Annotated in this window: 21 protein-coding genes; 10 read left to right on the top strand and 11 right to left on the bottom strand. The window is 45.5% G+C overall.

What is annotated here, in order from left to right; genetic code table 11:
* Nucleotides 1–167 precede the first annotated feature (167 nt).
* The gene (locus ACRRSW_RS22580) at nt 168–899 is read right to left on the bottom strand and encodes a substrate-binding periplasmic protein (protein ID WP_432460527.1); all 732 of its coding nucleotides are present in this window, start codon (nt 897–899) and stop codon (nt 168–170) included.
* Nucleotides 887–2563, bottom strand: coding sequence for an ABC transporter substrate-binding protein (locus ACRRSW_RS22575; RefSeq protein WP_432460526.1), 1677 nt, complete (start codon nt 2561–2563; stop codon nt 887–889). Before ACRRSW_RS22575 ends, ACRRSW_RS22580 begins: the two co-directional genes overlap by 13 nt.
* Nucleotides 2564–2979: 416 nt before the next feature.
* On the opposite strand from ACRRSW_RS22575, the gene ACRRSW_RS22570 reads away from it, so the two are divergent.
* Complete coding sequence (locus tag ACRRSW_RS22570; RefSeq protein ID WP_432460525.1) at nt 2980–3414, top strand: HIT domain-containing protein; 435 nt, start codon at nt 2980–2982, stop codon at nt 3412–3414.
* A gap of 35 nt (nt 3415–3449) precedes the next feature.
* Nucleotides 3450–3689, top strand: a complete 240-nt coding sequence (locus tag ACRRSW_RS22565; protein ID WP_432455313.1) for a hypothetical protein — start codon at nt 3450–3452, stop codon at nt 3687–3689.
* A gap of 101 nt (nt 3690–3790) precedes the next feature.
* On the opposite strand, the gene trmH is transcribed toward ACRRSW_RS22565, so the two are convergent.
* The 4 genes from trmH to gmk form a co-directional block, all read right to left on the bottom strand.
* Entirely contained in the window at nt 3791–4507 is a 717-nt protein-coding gene (gene trmH / locus ACRRSW_RS22560; protein ID WP_432455314.1) for a tRNA (guanosine(18)-2'-O)-methyltransferase TrmH, read from the bottom strand.
* Nucleotides 4508–4522: 15 nt separating this feature from the next.
* Nucleotides 4523–6634 carry a bifunctional GTP diphosphokinase/guanosine-3',5'-bis pyrophosphate 3'-pyrophosphohydrolase gene (spoT, locus tag ACRRSW_RS22555; RefSeq protein WP_432460524.1) on the bottom strand — a complete coding sequence of 704 codons (2112 nt, stop codon included), beginning with the start codon at nt 6632–6634 and terminating at the stop codon, nt 4523–4525.
* Nucleotides 6635–6741: 107 nt separating this feature from the next.
* Nucleotides 6742–7017 carry a DNA-directed RNA polymerase subunit omega gene (gene rpoZ / locus ACRRSW_RS22550; protein ID WP_432455316.1) on the bottom strand — a complete coding sequence of 92 codons (276 nt, stop codon included), beginning with the start codon at nt 7015–7017 and terminating at the stop codon, nt 6742–6744.
* An 83-nt stretch (nt 7018–7100) separates the two neighbouring features.
* A complete protein-coding gene (gene gmk / locus ACRRSW_RS22545; RefSeq protein ID WP_432455317.1) occupies nt 7101–7727 on the bottom strand; it encodes a guanylate kinase in 627 nt (208 codons plus the stop codon).
* A gap of 232 nt (nt 7728–7959) precedes the next feature.
* On the opposite strand from gmk, the gene ppk2 reads away from it, so the two are divergent.
* The gene (ppk2, locus tag ACRRSW_RS22540; RefSeq protein ID WP_432455318.1) at nt 7960–8739 is read left to right on the top strand and encodes a polyphosphate kinase 2; all 780 of its coding nucleotides are present in this window, start codon (nt 7960–7962) and stop codon (nt 8737–8739) included.
* A 73-nt stretch (nt 8740–8812) separates the two neighbouring features.
* Nucleotides 8813–9481, top strand: coding sequence for a uracil-DNA glycosylase (gene ung / locus ACRRSW_RS22535; RefSeq protein ID WP_432455319.1), 669 nt, complete (start codon nt 8813–8815; stop codon nt 9479–9481).
* Nucleotides 9482–9543: 62 nt separating this feature from the next.
* Here ung and ACRRSW_RS22530 read toward each other — a convergent pair whose 3' ends face one another.
* From ACRRSW_RS22530 to ACRRSW_RS22515, 4 genes are all read right to left on the bottom strand, one after another.
* The gene (locus ACRRSW_RS22530) at nt 9544–10029 is read right to left on the bottom strand and encodes an LEA type 2 family protein (RefSeq protein ID WP_432460523.1); all 486 of its coding nucleotides are present in this window, start codon (nt 10027–10029) and stop codon (nt 9544–9546) included.
* A 169-nt stretch (nt 10030–10198) separates the two neighbouring features.
* Nucleotides 10199–10657 carry an NfeD family protein gene (locus ACRRSW_RS22525; protein ID WP_432460522.1) on the bottom strand — a complete coding sequence of 153 codons (459 nt, stop codon included), beginning with the start codon at nt 10655–10657 and terminating at the stop codon, nt 10199–10201.
* Between the two features lie 3 nt (nt 10658–10660).
* Nucleotides 10661–11596 (bottom strand): SPFH domain-containing protein, encoded by a 936-nt coding sequence (locus tag ACRRSW_RS22520; protein WP_432460521.1) that lies wholly within the window; start codon nt 11594–11596, stop codon nt 10661–10663.
* A gap of 210 nt (nt 11597–11806) precedes the next feature.
* Nucleotides 11807–12751: a LysR family transcriptional regulator gene (locus ACRRSW_RS22515; protein WP_432460520.1), complete on the bottom strand. Its 945-nt coding sequence runs from the start codon at nt 12749–12751 to the stop codon at nt 11807–11809.
* A 157-nt stretch (nt 12752–12908) separates the two neighbouring features.
* On the opposite strand from ACRRSW_RS22515, the gene ACRRSW_RS22510 reads away from it, so the two are divergent.
* The 5 genes from ACRRSW_RS22510 to ACRRSW_RS22490 all read left to right on the top strand — a co-directional run bounded on the left by ACRRSW_RS22510 (nt 12909) and on the right by ACRRSW_RS22490 (nt 16876).
* On the top strand, nt 12909–13292 hold the full coding sequence (locus ACRRSW_RS22510) for a DoxX family protein (RefSeq protein WP_432455324.1): 384 nt from the start codon (nt 12909–12911) through the stop codon (nt 13290–13292).
* Between the two features lie 61 nt (nt 13293–13353).
* Complete coding sequence (locus ACRRSW_RS22505; protein WP_432460519.1) at nt 13354–14193, top strand: pirin family protein; 840 nt, start codon at nt 13354–13356, stop codon at nt 14191–14193.
* Between the two features lie 22 nt (nt 14194–14215).
* Complete coding sequence (locus tag ACRRSW_RS22500) at nt 14216–15205, top strand: glutathione S-transferase family protein (protein WP_432460518.1); 990 nt, start codon at nt 14216–14218, stop codon at nt 15203–15205.
* A 70-nt stretch (nt 15206–15275) separates the two neighbouring features.
* Nucleotides 15276–16271 carry an ABC transporter substrate-binding protein gene (locus ACRRSW_RS22495; protein ID WP_432460517.1) on the top strand — a complete coding sequence of 332 codons (996 nt, stop codon included), beginning with the start codon at nt 15276–15278 and terminating at the stop codon, nt 16269–16271.
* Between the two features lie 107 nt (nt 16272–16378).
* Nucleotides 16379–16876, top strand: a complete 498-nt coding sequence (locus ACRRSW_RS22490) for a DUF1456 family protein (RefSeq protein WP_432460516.1) — start codon at nt 16379–16381, stop codon at nt 16874–16876.
* Nucleotides 16877–16943: 67 nt separating this feature from the next.
* Here ACRRSW_RS22490 and ACRRSW_RS22485 read toward each other — a convergent pair whose 3' ends face one another.
* The gene (locus ACRRSW_RS22485) at nt 16944–18305 is read right to left on the bottom strand and encodes an MFS transporter (RefSeq protein ID WP_432455329.1); all 1362 of its coding nucleotides are present in this window, start codon (nt 18303–18305) and stop codon (nt 16944–16946) included.
* A gap of 438 nt (nt 18306–18743) precedes the next feature.
* On the opposite strand from ACRRSW_RS22485, the gene ACRRSW_RS22480 reads away from it, so the two are divergent.
* Complete coding sequence (locus tag ACRRSW_RS22480) at nt 18744–19508, top strand: DeoR/GlpR family DNA-binding transcription regulator (protein ID WP_432455330.1); 765 nt, start codon at nt 18744–18746, stop codon at nt 19506–19508.
* Nucleotides 19509–19518 lie beyond the last annotated feature (10 nt).

Here is a 19518-nt window from a genome sequence, read left to right as displayed (position 1 = left end):
TTCCTTATAAGAAAACAGTCTCTTTAGGCTGTTTTTTTGTTTGTCTTCATTGGCTAGATATTGATATGTATTATCGGTGCTAATTTCGCGCTTTTAGTACCAATCTAACTCATTATTTATTCATGTTGGCGGGCCTAAATCACCGCTAACTGCGCCCAATGGCTCTATCAATCTGTGTTTATCCCATATAGTCGTTGATAGTGCTGTATCAGTTTGTTTATCTCTCCGGAGCGTTGTAGTTGGTTTAACTGCTCTTGTAGGCGCTGCAATATAGCTGGATTACTTTGTTTATTACAGGCGATGGCTTCTAATGAGCTATAAAACTCAAATCCTTGCGGGTTAATATCTAAATTATTATTTTCCAGTATATAGGCGGTTAATAATGTATCACTGGCCCAGGCATCGATTCGTTCTCGGTGGAGTTTTTCGGCGCTGTTTAGGTTGGTTGTTGTTAAGTCTAGTTTCAAATTAAAACTACTTAAGTACTCGCTCACGCTACTACCGAGGTAGCTGCCTATTTTTATACCATTAAAATCAGCCAAACTACGTAAGTTTTTGGCATTCTTATGTCGTTGATACAGGGCGAAACGATTGGCGAATAGTGGACTTATCCAAGTAAATAAGCTTTCTCTTGATTCAGTTCGTTCAATCGTAAATACGCAGCTATTGGGGGAGTAGAGAGTGAGCTTGTAGGCTCGTTTAGGAGACAAAACCCTGAGTTGGAGATCGAGTCCACTTTTTTGTTTGAGTAATTGAAATATATCAATATTAAGCCCCGAGAGTTGTTGTTGCTCTTGAATTACATAGGGTGGGTTGACATGAGTATAAAAAATCAAGGGGCTGGCATTTGCGGTCAGTGCCATCAGCCCCAAATAAAGTGCGATGATTACTTTTTCCATGATTGTAACAAGTCTGAGTAGTTGATTGTTTTACCTTGCGGTTTTTCATTGCTCAGGGGCGGTTTAGGTGAACCGGGTTGATTTAACCAATACTGTTTATCTTCGATGGGATTGAGTTGAGGGTTGCATTGAGTTTGGCTGTGTTGATTGAGTTTTGCTAAACCCCTATCCATGTGTTCGGCGAGTTCATTCATGATGAGTGGAATGTTGGCTCCCGGTTGATTCACTCGACCAATGTATTGCCACCAAAGCTCCGATAAGCTTGGGTAGTGGGGGACATTAAAGCCCGTGGGAGTCCATTCGTTACGAGCCTCACTTTGGTAAAACTCGACTAAGCCTCCCAATTCTGCAGAGCGTGCGCTGAAATTGTCTGAGTTGACATCACTGAGTCGGATCGGCGTGAGGCCGACCATGGTTTTTTTCAGAGAGACGCTTTTAGCAACATTAAATTGAGCATACAGCCAAGCCGCTTGCTGTTTTTTTAAGCTTGTTGATTTTAATAAGGTCCAACCGCCCACGTCTTGATAACCCGATTTCATTCCCTGTTGCCAGTAAGCGCCGCGTGGTGCAGGTGCAACCCGCCAAAGCGGTAATCCTTGGGAGTCAGTCAATGGTAGGTTGGGATGGCTTAAATCGGGGATAAAGGCGGTATACCAAAATATCTGTTGGGCAATGTGTCCCTTTTTTAGTTCGGCTTGGGCTTGATATAAATCTAAATTGATAGCCTCAGGGGGGGCGAAACGTTTCAGCCAATCGGCATATTTTTCTATCGCGTAAATGGCCGCGGGTGAGTCGAGAGCCCCGCCTCGTTTTACAGTTGCGCCTACAGGGTGGCAATCTTGGTTACGGATCCCCCATTCATCGACTGGTAGACCGTTTGGTAGACCAACATCCCCCACCCCTGCCATCGATAACCAACTATCGGAGATCCGCCAACCCAATGAAGGGTCGTTTTTACCAAAGTCCATATGACCATATACTTTTTGTCCGTCAAGCTCTTTGACGTGAATGGTGAAAAACTCAGCGATGTCTTCATAAGCTGACCAGTTCTGAGGTACTGCCAGTGGATAGCCATATAGTTGAGCAAATCGTTGTTGCAGTTCTGGGCGCTCAAACCAGTCTTGTCGATACCAATAGAGGTTTGCAAATTGTTGATCCGGCAACTGTAATAAGTTGCCATATGGATCGGTGGTGAAGGCAAGTCCCATAAAGTCGCTTAAGTCTAAATTTGGCAGGGTAACGGCTTTGCCTTCTTCCTGCATAAAATGACTTAAATTGAGTATTTTATTGGAGCGGTAATGGCCACCAATGAGATCGCTGTCACTCACATAAATGTCGTAATGGTTGATGCCTAAATCGATTTGATTATGTAATTTTTTGACCACGTCATTTTCATTAATGACTTCATGGATCACCCTAATACCGGTGAGATCTTGAAATAATGGTGCGATAACGGTTGCTTCATACCAATGTGTGCTTATACGCTCGGTTGCAACACGAATGGTCATTCCCTGATAGGGTTTGGCGGCTTGTTTAAACCAGATTAATTCTTCGATTTGTTGCTGGCGACTGAGGGTTGACGGGCTAAATTCATCTAACCATGGATCCCATTCTTCGGCGAGACTCACGCTACTGAGAGCGCAGCACAATAGTATTGTTCGCATGTTATCCACCTATTGTTATATCCTCCTACTAAAAATAGCAGATGTTTAAAAGTTGAAGCCTAAGACTTTCTGGGATGAGCTGGGTTTTGAACTTGAATTCTGGATATTAGTGATTGATTTTTATATTAAATAACATAAGAACTCTACTTAAATCATGAGGCTTGTTGTGCCCATGCTTAAGTCGTTTGAATAGCGTTGTGGCCCCCTTAGGCTTTGTTTTTGGGTGCTCGTATCGAATGATTTATGTTCTAGTATAAAAGCGTAACAATGTGCTGAAGCTCGCCGTATAATCATTTTTTGATTGGTGTTTATTCCTTGGTTTCTGATGCTATGAGGGCGAGCGTAAGAATCGGCAAAGGTTTAAGCGCTGAAGGTTTGTATTGGTGAGCCTAAAAACCCACATCTTAGGAAATACGATGACTGATTTTGTGTTACATCCGCAATTGGCAAAAGACGGCATTTGGCTCGGCGATTTTGAACTATGCCGAGTATTATTAATCAATGATAGTCAATTTCCATGGCTAGTATTAGTACCAATGGAAGATGATATTGCTGATATTTACCAGTTGGATAATTGTCAACAAGCGCAGTTTTGGCGAGAATCTAAACGGGTTAGTGAAGCCTTAATGGACCTCTATCAAGGGGACAAATTAAATCTTGCTGCTTTGGGAAATGTGGTGCCGCAGCTACATGTGCATCATGTGGTGAGGTTTCATGATGATCCGTTGTGGCCGCAAGCCATTTGGGGACAATTGCCGCTCAAAGCCTACAGCCCTGAGCAGCGTGCGAAGCAGGTGAGCCAGATCCAACAGGCTCTGCAAGCGCATTGGCAGGTGGTCGCCGAATCATGATGTAACAATTGGACTTAAGCTAAATAGGATAAACAATGGAAGGTTTTTGGCGTTGGTTATTGATTATCATTGTGGTGATGTTATTGGTGCGTTGTGAAACTCATGCGTCTTTATATCAGGCAGAAAGCAATGGCATCCGATTAGAGATCCCTCGATTCTTAGCTACCCCGTTTGTTTGGGTGGATAAGCAAGTGGGCCAGCCGATGGTATGGGGTTATCATTTGCCTTGGGATGATGATTATCAATTTAAGCTATATTCGAGTGACAGCGAGTAGTCCTCACTTGAATAAGTGTAGCCTGGTGTTGCGATGTTAATAGCGGCCGATGGACTCATAGCCACTGACCAATAAGGTCAATGGCTGTTGATTGGCGAAGCTTATGACTCGTCGTCCAGATGATCCCAGGCTTCTTTGTTCATTTGTACCTTGGCCCACCAAGTATCATCGGCGGCAATTTGGCCATGTTCATCTATCTGTGGGATGGGTAAACCCTTGCGTTTGCAGACGTCGGCAAAAATCGGGTGGCCGCCTTCAAACATAATCCTGTTTTGCTCTTCTGGGCTGACCAAGCAAGGACCCTGATACATCCCCGCCAGTTGGCGTTGTCGCTGCGCTTCATAAAGAATCAGTGCACTAGCCACCGAAACATTCAGTGACTGCACCATCCCAACCATGGGGATAATAATGTCTTGATCGGCTAAGGCAAGCGCAGTATCAGAGATCCCGTATTTTTCCTGGCCCATTAAGATTGCGGTAGGTTTGGTATAGTCAATCTCACGAAAGTCTACCGCACTATCTGACAAATTAGTGGCTAAAATCTGCATGCCGCTGTTGCGTAACTGAGCCACTGCATCTTCGATCTTGTCGTGGTTATGCACTTTCACCCAGTTTTGACTGCCGGTGGCGGTGCCACGACGAAGTTCGTCTTTATAGTTTTCCCAAATGGCATGTACATGGTCGACACCCACGGCATCACAGGTACGCACAATCGCCGATAAGTTATGTGGCTTGTGTACGTTCTCCATACAAACGGTTAAGTCTGTTTGGCGGGCGTCTAACATAGCGCGAATGCGCTGATGGCGTTCAGGTGTCATTGGTTTCTCGTTTATTTAATTTCTTAAGCGAACCACCCGTAATACCTCTGGCATGACTCGGATTTTTCGCATGATGTTGGCTAGGTGGATACGGCTATGGGTGGTAATGAGCAAGTCGACGGTATAAACCCGTCCTTCTTTTTCTTCGGTGACAATGTTCACGATATTGGCACCAGTCGAGGCTACGACATTGGTTAAACTGGCTAGGATCCCTTGGTGATTAACCATGTCGATACGCATTTCGGTTTTGTATTCGCTGGTATTCTCGGCATCTTTTGACCAATCGACATTGATGTAGCGATCGGGCTCTTTTTGATAGCCGCTGATATTTTTACAGGATTCGAGATGCACCACTAAGCCTTTGCCTTGGCTTATATGTGCCACGACCGGATCGCCGGGAATAGGTCGACAGCAGTTGGCATAAGTGAGTAACAAACCCTCGGCGCCTTGAATCGCGATAATCCCTTTGCCCTTGTGTTGGCCAAGTTCTTCGGTATTGCCCAATAATCGTCTACCGACCACAATGCTCATGGCATTGCCTAAGCCGATTTCGGCTAACAGATCGTCGATAGACTCCGCTTTTAGATCTTGTAATACCTGCTCCAGGTGTGTCGGATCGATGTTGGCGAGTTTGGTACTGCCTAGCGCATGATTTAACAGGCGGCGGCCTAAACTAACCGATTCTTCGCGGCGTTGATTTTTTAACAATTGGCGAATTTTACCGCGTGCCTTACCGGTCACCACAAAGTTTAACCAGGCGGCATTGGGTCGAGCGCCCGGAGCGGTGATGACTTCGATGGTTTGACCATTACTTAAGGCTTTGCTAAGAGGGAAAGGGTGACGGTTTACCCTTGCGCCAACACAGGCGTGGCCGACATCGGTATGGACCGCATAGGCGAAGTCTACCGGAGTGGCGCCGGCTGGTAGTTCGATAATTTTCCCTTCTGGGGTAAAGACATAAATTTCATCGGGGAACAGATCGGTTTTCACATTTTCGATAAATTCGAAGGAGCTGCCAGCACTTTGCTGTAGTTCTAACAAGCTCTGCATCCAACGCTGGGCTCTAATTTGTGCGGTGGTGCCAGGGCTTTCGCCTGCTTGTTTGTATGTCCAGTGTGCGGCCACACCTTTATCGGCCATTTGGTCCATGTGCTCGGTACGAATTTGCACTTCGACAGGGACGCCGTGAGGGCCAACCAACGAGGTATGCAGGCTTTGATAGCCATTAGCCTTAGGAATCGCGACATAGTCTTTAAATCGGCCTGGGCGAGGTTTGTAGAGGCTATGGCTAATACCTAAGGCGCGATAACAGGTATCAAGTTGGTCAACGATGATTCGAAAGGCATAAATGTCCATCACTTCATGGAATTGAAGCTCTTTGCTGACCATCTTCTTATAGATGCTATAGAGGTTTTTTTCGCGGCCAGTCACCGATGCTTCGATCCCTGCATCTTCGATCCGCCCTTGTAGCTCTTGATGGATCCCGTTGATTAATTCTTTACGATTGCCACGGGCATTTTTTACACACTCTTTTAAGACGCGATAACGCATTGGATAGAGCGCTTCAAAACCGAGTTCTTCTAGTTCAGTTTTGATGCTGTGGATCCCCAACCGATTGGCGATGGGCGCGTAAATTTCGAGGGTTTCCCGGGCAATTCTGCGCCGTTTGTCTGGGCGCAGCGAACCCAAGGTTCGCATATTATGGGTGCGGTCGGCGAGCTTGATTAAAATCACCCGAATATCTTGAACCATCGCCATCATCATTTTGCGAAAGTTTTCGACTTGGGCTTCTTTTTTGTCGCGAAACTTAATTTTATCGAGCTTACTTACGCCCTCCACCAAGTCGGCAATTTCACTGCCAAACTGTTCACTGAGTTGTTCATAAGTTACCGGTGTATCTTCGATGGTGTCGTGCAATATCGCGGCCGCGAGGGTTTGATGGTCCATCCTCACCTCGGCTAAAATCCGCGCCACCGCTAGTGGGTGGGTAATATAAGGCTCTCCGCTAGAACGGAACTGGCCTTCATGGGCATCTCGACCTAATAAATAAGCATCACGTAACAGGATCACGTGTTCTTCACTTAAATAACTAGAAGCGACTTCGCGCAAGCTTTCGAATAAATACAAACAGTACCTCAGTAGCAGAGGATCGCAGTGATAGATATGATTGAATGAATTATGGGAGTTTTACCGTGCGGAGTAAACCCAGCACGGTAATTTTATAGCGGGAAGATCTAGATGCGTTTATCGGCGATAGCTGCAACAGCTGCCAATTCGGCTGCTTCACGTTCTTGACGTTCTTGACGGTCTTGAGCATCCATGGTTTCGGTGGTGATCAAACCTTCTTCAATTTCACGTAAAGCGATAACTGTGGGTTTGTCGTTATCTGCGTCAACTAGAGGCTCTTTACCTTCTACTGCGATCTGACGCGCGCGACGTGCGGCGATAAGGACAAGGTCAAAGCGGTTGCCGACTTGTTCTACTGCATCTTCTACTGTTACTCGTGCCATGCACAGCTCCGTTGATGTATGTTGACTAAAAATGACGCAAGATCCTAGCCGATCTTAGCAAGATTTGCTAGAACTTACGGTATTTATTTCGATAAAAGTTCATTTAGCAAGGCTTGGTGTTTTGCTGCTTGCTGTCGAGTTTGTAACCTTTGGCTCGTAATGATGGCGGTTAATTCACTGAGCGCCTCATCAAAATTGCCATTGATGATTAGATAATCGTATTCATCGTAGTGGGACATTTCGCTTTCGGCTTCATTCATTCGTTTTTTAATTACTTCAGGGCTGTCTTGGCCACGCATGTGCAAGCGGTTTTCCAGCTCCTCACGACTGGGAGGCAGAATAAATACCGATACCGCTTCTGGCATCATCATTTTCACTTGGCGAGCGCCCTGCCAATCGATATCTAAAAATACATCGATCCCTTCGGCGAGGGTTTGCTCAATGCTATGCCGAGAGGTTCCATAAAAGTTGCCAAATACTTCGGCGTATTCGAAGAAGGCTTGTTCATCGATGAGCTGTTTAAACTGATGATGGTCTACAAAATGGTAGTGATTACCATCGATCTCACCGGGACGGACCGATCGGGTGGTATGCGAGACAGACACTTGAGCGGGATAAGCGCGATGGCGCGAAAGATAAGCATTAATCATGCTTGATTTACCTGCGCCGCTGGGGGCCGATACGATATAAAGAGTGCCTGTGATTGCCATGCTGAGTTCTTAGCGAGTGTATAAAGGCGCCTAAGGTTACCATTTTAAGTTTTTTTTTAAAGTATTGTCAGTGAAAATTCATACCAAGTGCTCACTCTGCTGAACGGATTTACTAAGCTTAAATCGTTATGCTTAGCGTGAAGCATTATTAGTTTTACGATCTATTAATTTAACTCTTTGTATTTATTGATTTTATTTTCAATGCAGTTGAACAAACAAGGTGAGCGAGTCTATGGCTGATAAATTGAGTAAACGAGAGTATGAGCAGTGTTTAACCGAATTGCAGGTTGAGTTGGTGAAACTACAGCGCTGGATAGTGGAAACTGGCTTGAAAGTGGTGGTGATTTTTGAAGGTAGGGATGCGGCTGGTAAAGGGGGAGTGATTAAACGTATTGCGGAAAAGCTTAATCCTCGCGTTTGTCGGATTGCCGCCTTGCCTGCGCCGAGTGAGCGCGAGAAAACCCAATGGTATTTTCAGCGTTATGTGGCGCATTTGCCTGCGGCCGGAGAAATGGTGCTGTTTGATCGTTCTTGGTATAACCGTGCTGGCGTGGAAAAGGTGATGGGCTTTTGTGATGAGCTGCAACATCAAGATTTTCTTCGCGCCTGTCCTGAATTTGAACGGATGTTGATCCGCTCCGGTATTATTGTATTGAAGTATTGGTTTTCGGTTTCCGATGAAGAGCAAGAAAAGCGTTTTCTCGAGCGAATTAACAATCCCTTAAAACGCTGGAAATTTAGTCCGATGGATCTTGAGTCTCGCTCTCGTTGGGTGGCCTATTCTCAAGCCAAAGATGAAATGTTCGCGCATACCGATACCAAACATTCTCCGTGGTGGGTGGTGAATTCGGATGACAAGAAACGTGCGCGACTCAACTGTATTCGTCATCTGTTATCGCAAATTGATTATCAAGAGTTACCGCATCCAGCGATCGAATTACCGACGATTGATCGCCAAGGTTATGTCAGAGTGCCGTTGCATGAGCAAAGTTTTGTGCCGGAGTCTTATTAGCTGAAGCCCACAGCATATCGATCTGTTGGGCGATCAGTTATGATGTTGGCGTGTGACTAATAGAGAGCAAACCGTGACCAAAGCGTTGACATGGGACAGATTACTGGAGGCTGAGAAGCAACAAGCTTACTTTCAGACTCTGATGAAACGAATTAAAGATGAGCGTCAGGCTGGGAAGCTGATTTATCCTGCCGATACGCAGTTATTTGCCGCCTTTGAAGCGACGCCCTTGGCTAAACTAAAGGTGGTGATTTTGGGTCAAGATCCTTATCACGGGCCAGACCAAGCCCACGGTTTAAGTTTTAGTGTGCCGCCGGGCATTAAGATCCCGCCTTCTTTGCGTAATATCTATAAAGAATTGGCGACCGATATCAGTGGCTTTGAGATCCCCGAGCATGGCGACCTGCTGGCTTGGGCTGAACAAGGGGTATTGCTGCTAAATACCGTATTGAGTGTAGAACAGGGCAAGGCTCATTCTCATGCCAAATATGGTTGGGAGCAATTTACCGATACGGTGATCGCTCAAATTAATCAGCACTGTTCTGGTGTGGTCTTTTTATTGTGGGGCGCGCATGCACAACAAAAGGGGCGAGCCATCGATAACTCGCGGCATCATTGCTTAACGGCGGTGCACCCATCACCTTTGTCGGCGCACCGAGGATTTTTTGGCTGTCAACATTTCTCCCAAACCAATCGTTTACTGAGTGAGCAGGGGCAAAAGCCGATTAATTGGCAAGTTTAACTCAACGGTTCGGTGTTGCGTCGCAGCGCTAGCATCATTTTTAACGGTTGCGAGACATCGAGCTATAGGCTTGAGTTGAGAGTATCGCCGAGATCTTCCAATTTCAGTTTGCCCTCCTCATTGAGTGTAATGTCGGGCCAAAAGCTGCCGAGATCTAGTTTCACTTTGACCTGATATGCTAACTCCGGACGCGACTGTTGCATTAAGGAGCTAAGCAAGCGAAAACTGGCAATCAGGTTGGCTTGGGCGGGCAGGCTAAAATTTGCTTCTCCATAGCCGGGAACACTGGGTAAATCGCTGGTGGCACCGTTGACCACCTCATGGCCATTCAAGGATAAGGAATAGACGGCGCCAGCGAGGCTGAGGGCTTGTTGGTTGGGGTTGACCACCCGCAGATTAATCTTGAAATTAGGAGCCATACCATCACTGCTGACTGGTACAACCGAGACTAAATTAACCTTGGGCGCTTCGGTGGGGGCGATACTACTACAGCCGTTCAAAGCAATAATAAGCAATAAAACAGTGGGTTTAGTGAACAATTTAAGCATCCATTTTAGCCTACGAGAGTGAGCGGAGAACAGGCTTAAGTTAAGCATAATTGTTTGGGTTTTGCATGCTGAATCAAGCGCCTGTTCGCTAACAGAGCATTCTACTGAGAAGTGATGGCGTATACTGAAAGGGGCTGGTGAGAGCAATCGCTCTCACCAGTGAAAGCATTTAATCAACTGGCTTGACCCAAAAAGTTCCCACTTCCACTTTAATCACTTCTACTTCAGTATCGGCGGCAATGGCTTGTTCGCTTTTTAACACCCAGCTAATCCCTGAATGTTTATAGCTACTTTGACCGCGTCTATCGATGGCTTGCTCACAAAAGAAACGGTGACCGTCAAAGTCACTGCTTACTGTTTTATCATCGGAATGATTTTGTAGTTTGCGCATCGGTTTCCACAGCAAACCGGCTAATACGCTGCTGGCAATCGCATTCGACAGCAAGATGCTATTCCAGCTATCAGCCAGTATATCTAACCAAATCAAAGAGCCTGTCAGCACCAACGACAAACCAACAAAAAATAAAATAAAGGTGGCAAAGCCGATCAGGCCAACTTCAATGGTCAGCAAGATCAAGCCTAGCGCAACCATGGTTTGTGGAATGTGATTGGCAAACAGCTCAGTCATGATTTAACCTCGATTTAGGGTATTTAAAATACTAGTTGCCTGGGCGACTATAGAGCCTGCCTCACTGCTGCTATCAGGTAATAATACCACGGTTGATTCTTTGGCTATTGCCAATTTCGCTTCAATGGCTTTAGTCGCTAAGTCTAGTTGTACCGCTTTTTGGCCTTGTTCGGTTGCAGCAGAGGCACCAATGGTATTAATCGCCTGTGCTTGTGCGTCGGCAACCGCTATTAATGCTTGCGCTTCGCCTTGAGCTTTTAATACTTGTTCTTGTTTTTCAGCTTCGGCAGCTAAAACACGCGATTGTTTTTGACCTTCGGCAATATTAATCGCGGCGGCTTTTTCACCTTCCGATTCGAGAATTTTAGCGCGACGTTCACGTTCGGCACGCATTTGCGATTCCATCGCATCCATAATTGATGCTGGTGGCGTAATATCTTTAATTTCATAACGCATGACTGCGACGCCCCAAGAGGCGGATGCTTCATTGATTGAATTGACAATCTCTGCGTTGAGGGTGTCACGTTCCTCAAAGGTTTTATCCAATTCAATTTTACCGATTTCTGAGCGCATGGTGGTTTGTGCGAGCTGGGTAATTGCGAAAACATAGTCTTCTACACCATAGGTGGCTTTGTAAGGCTCAAGGACTCGAAAGTACAATACGCCGTCAACCGTGAGTGAAATATTATCTTTGGTAATCGCGGCTTGGCTCGGAATATCGAAGGCTTGTTCTTTTAGGGTTCGACGCGCTGCAACCTGATCGACCATCGGTAATAGAAAGTTCAGCCCGGCTTCTTTGGTGGATTGGTATTTACCGAAGCGCTCGACGACCCAGGCTTCATTTTGTGGCACAAATTTAATCGATGATTTCAGCACAAATAGTGCAAAAATCAGCAGCGCGACTTGAACAGTGAGAACATAATCAAAAACGATCGGCATATGACTTTCCTTAACGATGAGTTAAAAATGATGGATGCTGCGAAATAGTGGTTGAGCGGGCTAAGCTGAATTCAGCAAAATTTGGCTTGATTCGCCGTGCCTATTATAATTTTTAAGCTGCAAGATAAACATAAAATCTCTTGAGAATACAGCGCTTTTTGATAGTCATGTGATTAAATGAGTAAAGCTTGCTTCAAAGTTTGTCGAGACTCACGAATGTGGTTCTGCGGGCTGTTTTAAATGCTGAGCAATCGCCTGATCCCAGTAGGGGTTATTGCCAAAGCGCTGACATAAAAAATCAATTAGTAAGCGTGCTCGTTGTGATAAATAACGAGTATTCGGGTAGATAGCCCAGGCGTATAAACTTGGTGTTCGATATTGTGGCAATACTGGTACTAAGTCACCAGTGGCAATACTACGCCAGGCGATAAAACTAGGGCTAAAGCTAATTCCATGACCAGCAATACTCATGTCTTTTAAGAAGTCACCATTGTTCGCGGAGATATGCGGTTGATAATTCACCTGATGACGCAGTCCTTTGCTATCGAACAAAATAAAGTTGGTCGTGGGTAGATTGCTGTAATGCAATATTTGATGTTGCTTCAGATCTTCAGGGTGTTGGGGGGTGCCATGCCGCTGTAAATAGCTCGCTGAAGCAACCAGAAGGAAGTTGATTGGGGTGATTTTTCGTGCCTTGAGGCTCGAATCTTTTAGCTCGGCGATGCGCAATGCGAGGTCGATTCCTTCGGCGACTAAATCTTGTTGGCTATCGGTCAGGCTGATCTTTAACTGTAGCTGCGGGTGTAACTGCATAAAAGCATCGAAGGCCGAATTGAGATGACTGAGGCCAAATGACAAAGGAACGGCGACATGTAAGGAACCACTGAGTGCGGTATTTTGCTGGCTTGTTTGGTGATTGAGTTGGTTAATGTCATCCAGAATGGCGAGGCTGCGTTGGTAATAGCTTTGGCCATGATCATTTAGTTTTAAGTGGCGCGTACTACGCTGTATTAAGCTGATCCCCAAGCGTTGCTCTAACCCACTTAGGCGTCGACTAACCACAGACTTAGCCATTCCCAACTGCTCGGCGGCGCGAGTAATGCTACCGGCTTCTACCACCCGTACAAAAATCTGCATGTCTTCTAACTGGCCCATCTTTACCTCGCGAGTTGAACTTTTGAATCGTTCTATTGTTGCTATTATAGGAACAATAATTTGCTAAACACACTATTTATTGAACCAATATTGATGGTTATGCTGAGTCTAATAGTTGGGGAGACCCAGTCGATATCACATCAATTAGGAAATGAAGATGAAACAAATACAATTATTGGCTCAACCGCTTGGCCGTTTACTTTTAGCATTAATGTTTGTCCTTTCTGGTTTTGGAAAAATTGGCGCTTATGCTGGTACTCAAGGTTATATGGAGGCAATGGGAGTGCCGGGTGCTTTATTACCCTTAGTGATTGCCCTTGAATTGGTCGGTGGCTTGGCCATTGTTGTGGGCTGGAATACCCGTATCGTGGCCTTTTTGTTGGCAGGCTTTAGTGTCGTGGCGGCGCTGTTGTTCCACGGCAATGTTGATGACCAGATGCAGATGATTCTATTTATGAAAAATATTTCGGTTGCGGGCGGCTTTCTATTATTAGTTGCTCATGGTGCTGGTGCTTATTCCTTGGATAATCGAAAAGCATAGCGCTTGCTTGTGCTAAACAAACATCAATTGTGCTCAAGATTCTCAGTGCTAGGAGTTAAAAATGAAACATCGCCGAACCGTGATTAAGCGAGTGACAGGCCAAGCCACCCAGGATGGGGCTGGTGTTAAGTTAACTCGGATTCTTGGTAGTCAGCAATTACCCATGCTGGATCCCTTTTTAATGTTGGATTGTTTTGAGTCAGATCAGCCAGATGATTATTTGGCTGGTTTTCCCGAACACCCGCATCGTGGTTTTCAAACCGTCTCTTATATTCTTAATGGCAAAATGCGACATAAAGATAGCGTCGGTAATGAGGGGGTGATTGAAGCTGGTGGGGTGCAATGGATGAGTGCTGGCAGAGGGGTTATTCACTCCGAAATGCCAGAGCAGCAAGACGGCTTATTAAAGGGCTTTCAGCTTTGGATTAATTTGCCGGCCGCGCAGAAAATGTCGGCACCAAGCTATCAAGAGTTTAGTGCCGAGCAGATCCCGCAAAGCCGAGATTTACAAGGTAATCTGATTCGGGTCATTGCGGGTGAGTTGGCAGATGGTACTCAAGGCCCTGTGCAAGTGGTGCACCAAACGGCGACTTATTTGGATATTAGCATGGTGGCGGGCGGGCAGTTGCAGCTGGATTTGGTACAATCTCAACAAGCTTTTATCTACGTGATTGAAGGGCAACTTCAGGTGGCGGATGACCCAGAACCTTTAAATGCTTACCAGTTAGCGGTACTAGACTTTGGTGAGGCGTTGCAATTAAGCAGTCATTCAGCTTGTCGACTATTGTTAGTTGGTGCCGAGCCCTTGAACGAGCCTGTGGCCTGGGGAGGCCCGTTTGTGATGAATTCGCGTGAAGAAGTACTGCAGGCCTTCGACGATTTTCAAAATAATCGATTTTAAGCTTGAACAACGAGGAACGGGTATGGGTTTATTGGTTGACGGTGAATGGCAAGATCAGTGGTACGACACGGCGAAGCATCAAGGACGCTTTCAGCGCAGTGAAGCTCAGTTTCGCCATTGGGTTACCGCCGATGGTTCCGCAGGCCCGACAGGAGAGGCGGGTTTTAAAGCCGAAGTGGGCCGTTATCATTTGTATGTGTCTTTGGCTTGTCCTTGGGCGAATCGGACTTTAATTTTTCGTAACCTTAAGGGACTGGAAGAATTCATCGATTATTCGGTGGTACATTGGTACATGGCTGAAAATGGCTGGACCTTCGCTGAGGGCGAAGGGGTGGTGAAAGACCCGCTTCATCATGCTGAATTTATGCATCAAATCTATACCGCTGCCGCTCCAGATTACTCGGGGCGAGTCACCGTGCCAGTGCTCTGGGACAAACAGCGGCAAACCATAGTGTCTAATGAATCGGCGGACATTATTCGTATGTTTAATTCTGCTTTTGATTCACTCGGCGCTAAACCCGGTGATTACTATCCGCAAGCATTGCGCGAAGACATCGACGCACTTAATCTACGGATTTATGAGACGGTGAATAATGGCGTTTATCGGGCTGGTTTTGCCACCAGCCAAGCGGCTTACGAAGAGGCCGTGGTCCCCTTATTTGCAAGTTTAGACTTTTTAGAGCAGGTCTTGAGCGCTCAGCGTTATTTGTTGGGTTCTGAATTAACCGAGGCGGATTGGCGTTTATTTACCACCTTGATCCGCTTTGATGCGGTCTATGTCGGGCACTTTAAATGTAATTTAAGGCGCATAGCCGACTATCCTCATTTGCATGCTTACATGCTGGATTTGTATCAAATGGAAGGTATTCGTGAGACCATCAATTTAGCGCATATTAAGCAACACTATTATCAGAGTCATCGGATGATTAACCCAACAGGGGTGGTGCCGAAAGGACCTGATTTGGATTTAGACCAGCCGCATGGGCGAGAACAGCTAACGCTCATTCCGTGATATACCACTGAGGCGCTTGCAGGGGCATTGGTTATACTGTAAGCACTTCATCATTTAGTTAAGTTGGCTCGTGAACAAACTTTACGCTCGATTATTCTGCATCATGGCGCTATTTTGCTGTTGGACGATTCAAGCAAAACCAAAAATCTTGGTGATTGAAAGCTATCAGCAGCAAGAATTATGGGACAGCCAGTATATCGCGGGTTTGAAATCGCTGCTCGCAGCCGATTATCAGCTCGAATATTTTCAAATGAATACCAAAAATTTACCCGAAAAACAGCATCGCGGTCGAGGTGAAATCGCTTGGCAATATTATTTGGATGTGCGGCCTGAACTTGTCATTCTAGGTGATGATGAAGCCCTGCAATATCTGGGTCCTCGTTTTGCCAAAACAAAACTACCAGTGGTTTATTTGGGAATTAATCATAGCCCTCGTACCTACCATGTTGATCGGCGAGTGAATATCACTGGTGTATTAGAACGACCATTGCTTGAACCGTCGGTGGCAATGATTAGTCAGTTATTAGCCAGTAAAGCTAAGCGTGTATTATTATTGTTTGACGACAGTCACGCGTCAAAAATTATTCAGCAAGAGCTCTTTGCAAATCAAACAAGCATGCAGGTGGCGGGTGTCGAACTGGAATTGCGCTTGCTTAATCATTGGCAAGCTTGGCAAGCAAACGTTGAAAGCATGCAACAACAGGGCTTTGATGCGGTAATTTTTGGCTCGCTTGAGGGGATCCGTGATAGTGCCAATCAATATGTGACCACCGAACAAGTGTTAACTTGGTCAGTGGCTCATTCACCAGTGCCTCCCTTTAGTTTTTGGGATTTTGCCGTTGGTGAAAATAAAGCCATTGGCGGTCTGGTGGTGGATGGTTTTGAACAAGGGCGCTTAGCCGCGGGCTTAGCGAAAACAATACTTGAAGGAGAGCCTGTAGTTCCCCGCAGTTTAGGTCCACTTACGGCTGCCAAAGGACGTTATTTATTTAGTCGCTCACAGTTGGCTCGTTATCAAATTCAACTGCCTGAAACCATTGCGAGCAAGGCGAACTATGTTGACTAAACGCAATAATAAGCCTTGAGAGAGTATCTACTTTAACGTCATTGAAGTAGAATTCTGCTGATTTTTCGCCCTCGGCTTGCCGTTTTTGTTTGATTTAGGATGTTTACATGACTAATAACGATATTCTTCGTCGCCTTCGCTATTGTTTTAACTTGAATGATAACAAGATGATTGCCATTTTTGCTCAAGCGGATGTTGAAGTGAGTCGCGCCGAAGTGAGTGACTGGCTCAAGAAAGACGATGATCCGGCTTATAAAAATTGCACCGACAAAACCTTGGCAACGTTTCTGAATGGTTTTATTAACGAGCGACGGGGCAAGCGCGAAGGGGCTCAGCCAGAGCCTGAAAAACGTTTAAATAATAATCAGATATTGATGAAGCTAAAAATAGCTTTAAATTTAAAAGCGGAAGATATGTTAGCGGTATTAGGCTTAACTGGGTTTCAGTTGGGTAAACATGAATTGAGCGCCTTTTTCCGCAAGCCTGATCACAAACATTATCGTCTTTGTAAAGATCAGGTGATGCGCAATTTTTTACACGGTTTGCAGCTTAAATACCGAGCAGAGCCAGAGGAATTGCCAGATTTTGAATGGGATGCTGAATAGCTCATCCGGCATGTAAAAAGCCGAGCGCATGCTCGGCTTTTTGGTGTTTAATTAAACCTCACCCTGTTTAGGCTGGCTGTGCTGTTGCTGTGTTTGAGTCTGGTTCGCTGACTAAGCTGGGGTCATCTTGATCATTGATGGTGAGAGTGATTACAGCGGCGATAGCCATTGACGCGCCCCCTAATACCAAGGCCATCATCGAATCTCCGCCAAATATTTCACGAGTAATATAGCCTAGCAAGCCAGCGGCTAAAATTTGTGGGATAACGATGAAGAAGTTAAATACCCCCATGAAGAAACCCATTTTTTTGCTTGGTAATGAACCGGCTAAGATGGCATAAGGCATACAAAGAATGCTGGCCCAGGCGAAACCAATACCGACCATATTTAACAGTAACATCTTTGGATCGGCGATAAAGTGCATGCCAGCTAAACTAATACCACCAATCAATAAGCAAACGGCATGAACAAATTTTCGACTAGTTCGATGAGCCAACCAAGGCAGTGCAAAAGCGGCAAGGGCGCTAATACCGTTATACATCGCAAAACATAAGCCTACCCAGTCAGCTCCTTCGTTATATAAGCTTGAAGCAGTATCGTTGGTGCCGTAGATACTACTGGTGACTGCCGAGGTGGTATAGATCCACATTGCAAACAAGGCAAACCATGAGAAAAATTGAACGATAGCTAGGCGGCGCATGGTCGCTGGCATTTTTTTTAGGTCGGCGATAACGGTAGCGAATCCTGAACGATTCTCTGGTTCAGCTTCTTCTGGGGAGGGTTCAAAGCGTTCCATCTCTTGTGGGCTATATTCTTTGGTTTTAAACACCGTCCATAATACTGCACAAAGGAATACGGCTGCACCGGCATAAAATGAAATTTTAACCGAAGGCGGGATCATACCTTCTGGTGCGGTATTGGCGATACCAAGCCAATTCGACAGCATGTAAGGCATGGCTGAGGCAATTACTGAACCGACACCAATGAAGAAGGTTTGTACTGCAAAACCCTGGGTGCGCTGTTCCGAGGGGAGATTATCTGCGACTAAGGCACGGAAAGGTTCCATTGAAATATTGATTGACGCATCGAGGATCCACAACATGCCCGCTGCAATCCAAAGATGAGGAGAGTTGGGCATAACCAATAGCGCTATGGACGACATAATCGCACCCACCAAGAAATACGGACGGCGGCGACCTAGTCCGTTCCAGGTGCGGTCACTCATATAGCCAATAATAGGCTGGACCAATAAACCAGTCACTGGCGCTGCCAGCCACAAAATAGGTATTTGATCGATGCTTGCACCAAGCGTTTCGAAAATTCGACTGACATTGGCATTTTGTAAACCAAAGCCAAATTGAATACCAAGAAATCCGAAACTCATGTTCCAGATCTGCCAAAAACGTAATTTGGGTTTGTTTGTGTTCATCGCGATGCTTATTCGTTGGGGAGAGTTTATCTGACCTTGATGATCAGCCGCTTAATTGGGGTGATTTTCACAGTAAAAGCTTTTCTTTTCCACGATAACTGCGTGACACCGATCACAGTATTGCCTGAAAGCGTTACCAAGCTCACAAAAATGCTTATTTACGTTAGTGCTTGTTAAATTGCTGTATGGCGTGCGCAAATTTTTTGTGATCTTTGGATTGAAAAATAATCTTGGTTAGGGGATGTCTATGCCCGAGGTTCATTATTCTTGCTTGGGAATAGAGTCGCTGGACTGGTATTTACGGTCAGCCCAGCTACGCTTTTTATATGATTAAAGTTGCAGTTTTCGCAATCAAGCTTGTCTATATTTACGACAAGGGTTGATCTTAAGTTTCACTTAAATATAATATCTTTCGATTCGAAACTTAAGTCGAAAGATATGATCAAAAGAAATACTCAACAACGACGTCGTTTAATATTGGAAAGGCTGACCGAGCAAGGTGAGGTGAAGGTTGACGAACTTGCTCAGTTTTGTGCAACTTCAGAAGTGACCATCCGAAAAGATTTGGCGAGCTTAGAAGCAAATGGTTTGTTATTGCGACGCTACGGCGGTGCGGTACCGATCCCTAGCGAGTTAATTCATGAGCATGGTGATGAGCTAATTTCTGCTCAAAAACAAGCTATTGCTAAGTCTGCGGCGGGTTTAATTCGAGATCATAATCGTATCATTATCGATAGCGGTAGCACGACCGCTGCGCTGTTACCTGAGTTATCAGATAAAGAAGGTTTAGTGGTGATGACCAATTCTTTAAGCATTGCTGCTGCGCTGCGCGAGTTGGAAAACGAACCTACACTTTTGATGACCGGAGGAACTTGGGACCGTCATTCAGAGGCATTTCAAGGGCAGGTCGCGGAGCAGGTCTTAAGGGCCTACGATTTTGATCAATTGTTTATTGGTGCAGATGGGATCGACGTACTGCGGGGTTCAACTACCTTTAATGAGCTGGTGGGTCTTAGCCAAGTGATGGCAGAGGTTGCTCGTGAAGTCGTGGTCTTAGTCGAATCGAATAAAGTAGGCAGAAAAATTCACAATCTAGAGTTGGCTTGGTCAAATATTTCAACTTTAGTTACAGACAATCAGCTAGAAACCAAAGTTGCAGAGCAAATACGGGCTCAAGGCGTCAACTTGGTGATAGCACCATAGTATCTATCAC

The organism is Agarivorans sp. QJM3NY_25 (assembly GCF_050870875.2).
Lineage (GTDB): Bacteria > Pseudomonadota > Gammaproteobacteria > Enterobacterales > Celerinatantimonadaceae > Agarivorans.
Note: the sequence above shows the minus strand (reverse complement) of the source record. Positions and strands in the feature narration are given on the sequence as shown.

Coding starts and splice junctions, on each gene's coding strand:
- ACRRSW_RS22485 (WP_432455329.1), bottom strand. CDS start 18,305: ATGAACACAAACAAACCCAAATTACGTTTTTGGCAGATCTGGAACATG.
- ACRRSW_RS22490 (WP_432460516.1), top strand. CDS start 16,379: ATGACTAATAACGATATTCTTCGTCGCCTTCGCTATTGTTTTAACTTG.
- ACRRSW_RS22520 (WP_432460521.1), bottom strand. CDS start 11,596: ATGCCGATCGTTTTTGATTATGTTCTCACTGTTCAAGTCGCGCTGCTG.
- ACRRSW_RS22580 (WP_432460527.1), bottom strand. CDS start 899: ATGGAAAAAGTAATCATCGCACTTTATTTGGGGCTGATGGCACTGACC.
- ACRRSW_RS22525 (WP_432460522.1), bottom strand. CDS start 10,657: ATGACTGAGCTGTTTGCCAATCACATTCCACAAACCATGGTTGCGCTA.
- trmH (WP_432455314.1), bottom strand. CDS start 4,507: ATGACACCTGAACGCCATCAGCGCATTCGCGCTATGTTAGACGCCCGC.
- ACRRSW_RS22515 (WP_432460520.1), bottom strand. CDS start 12,751: ATGGGCCAGTTAGAAGACATGCAGATTTTTGTACGGGTGGTAGAAGCC.
- ACRRSW_RS22510 (WP_432455324.1), top strand. CDS start 12,909: ATGAAACAAATACAATTATTGGCTCAACCGCTTGGCCGTTTACTTTTA.
- rpoZ (WP_432455316.1), bottom strand. CDS start 7,017: ATGGCACGAGTAACAGTAGAAGATGCAGTAGAACAAGTCGGCAACCGC.
- ACRRSW_RS22570 (WP_432460525.1), top strand. CDS start 2,980: ATGACTGATTTTGTGTTACATCCGCAATTGGCAAAAGACGGCATTTGG.
- gmk (WP_432455317.1), bottom strand. CDS start 7,727: ATGGCAATCACAGGCACTCTTTATATCGTATCGGCCCCCAGCGGCGCA.
- ACRRSW_RS22575 (WP_432460526.1), bottom strand. CDS start 2,563: ATGCGAACAATACTATTGTGCTGCGCTCTCAGTAGCGTGAGTCTCGCC.
- ACRRSW_RS22480 (WP_432455330.1), top strand. CDS start 18,744: ATGATCAAAAGAAATACTCAACAACGACGTCGTTTAATATTGGAAAGG.
- ppk2 (WP_432455318.1), top strand. CDS start 7,960: ATGGCTGATAAATTGAGTAAACGAGAGTATGAGCAGTGTTTAACCGAA.
- ACRRSW_RS22565 (WP_432455313.1), top strand. CDS start 3,450: ATGGAAGGTTTTTGGCGTTGGTTATTGATTATCATTGTGGTGATGTTA.
- ACRRSW_RS22530 (WP_432460523.1), bottom strand. CDS start 10,029: ATGCTTAAATTGTTCACTAAACCCACTGTTTTATTGCTTATTATTGCT.
- ACRRSW_RS22500 (WP_432460518.1), top strand. CDS start 14,216: ATGGGTTTATTGGTTGACGGTGAATGGCAAGATCAGTGGTACGACACG.
- ACRRSW_RS22505 (WP_432460519.1), top strand. CDS start 13,354: ATGAAACATCGCCGAACCGTGATTAAGCGAGTGACAGGCCAAGCCACC.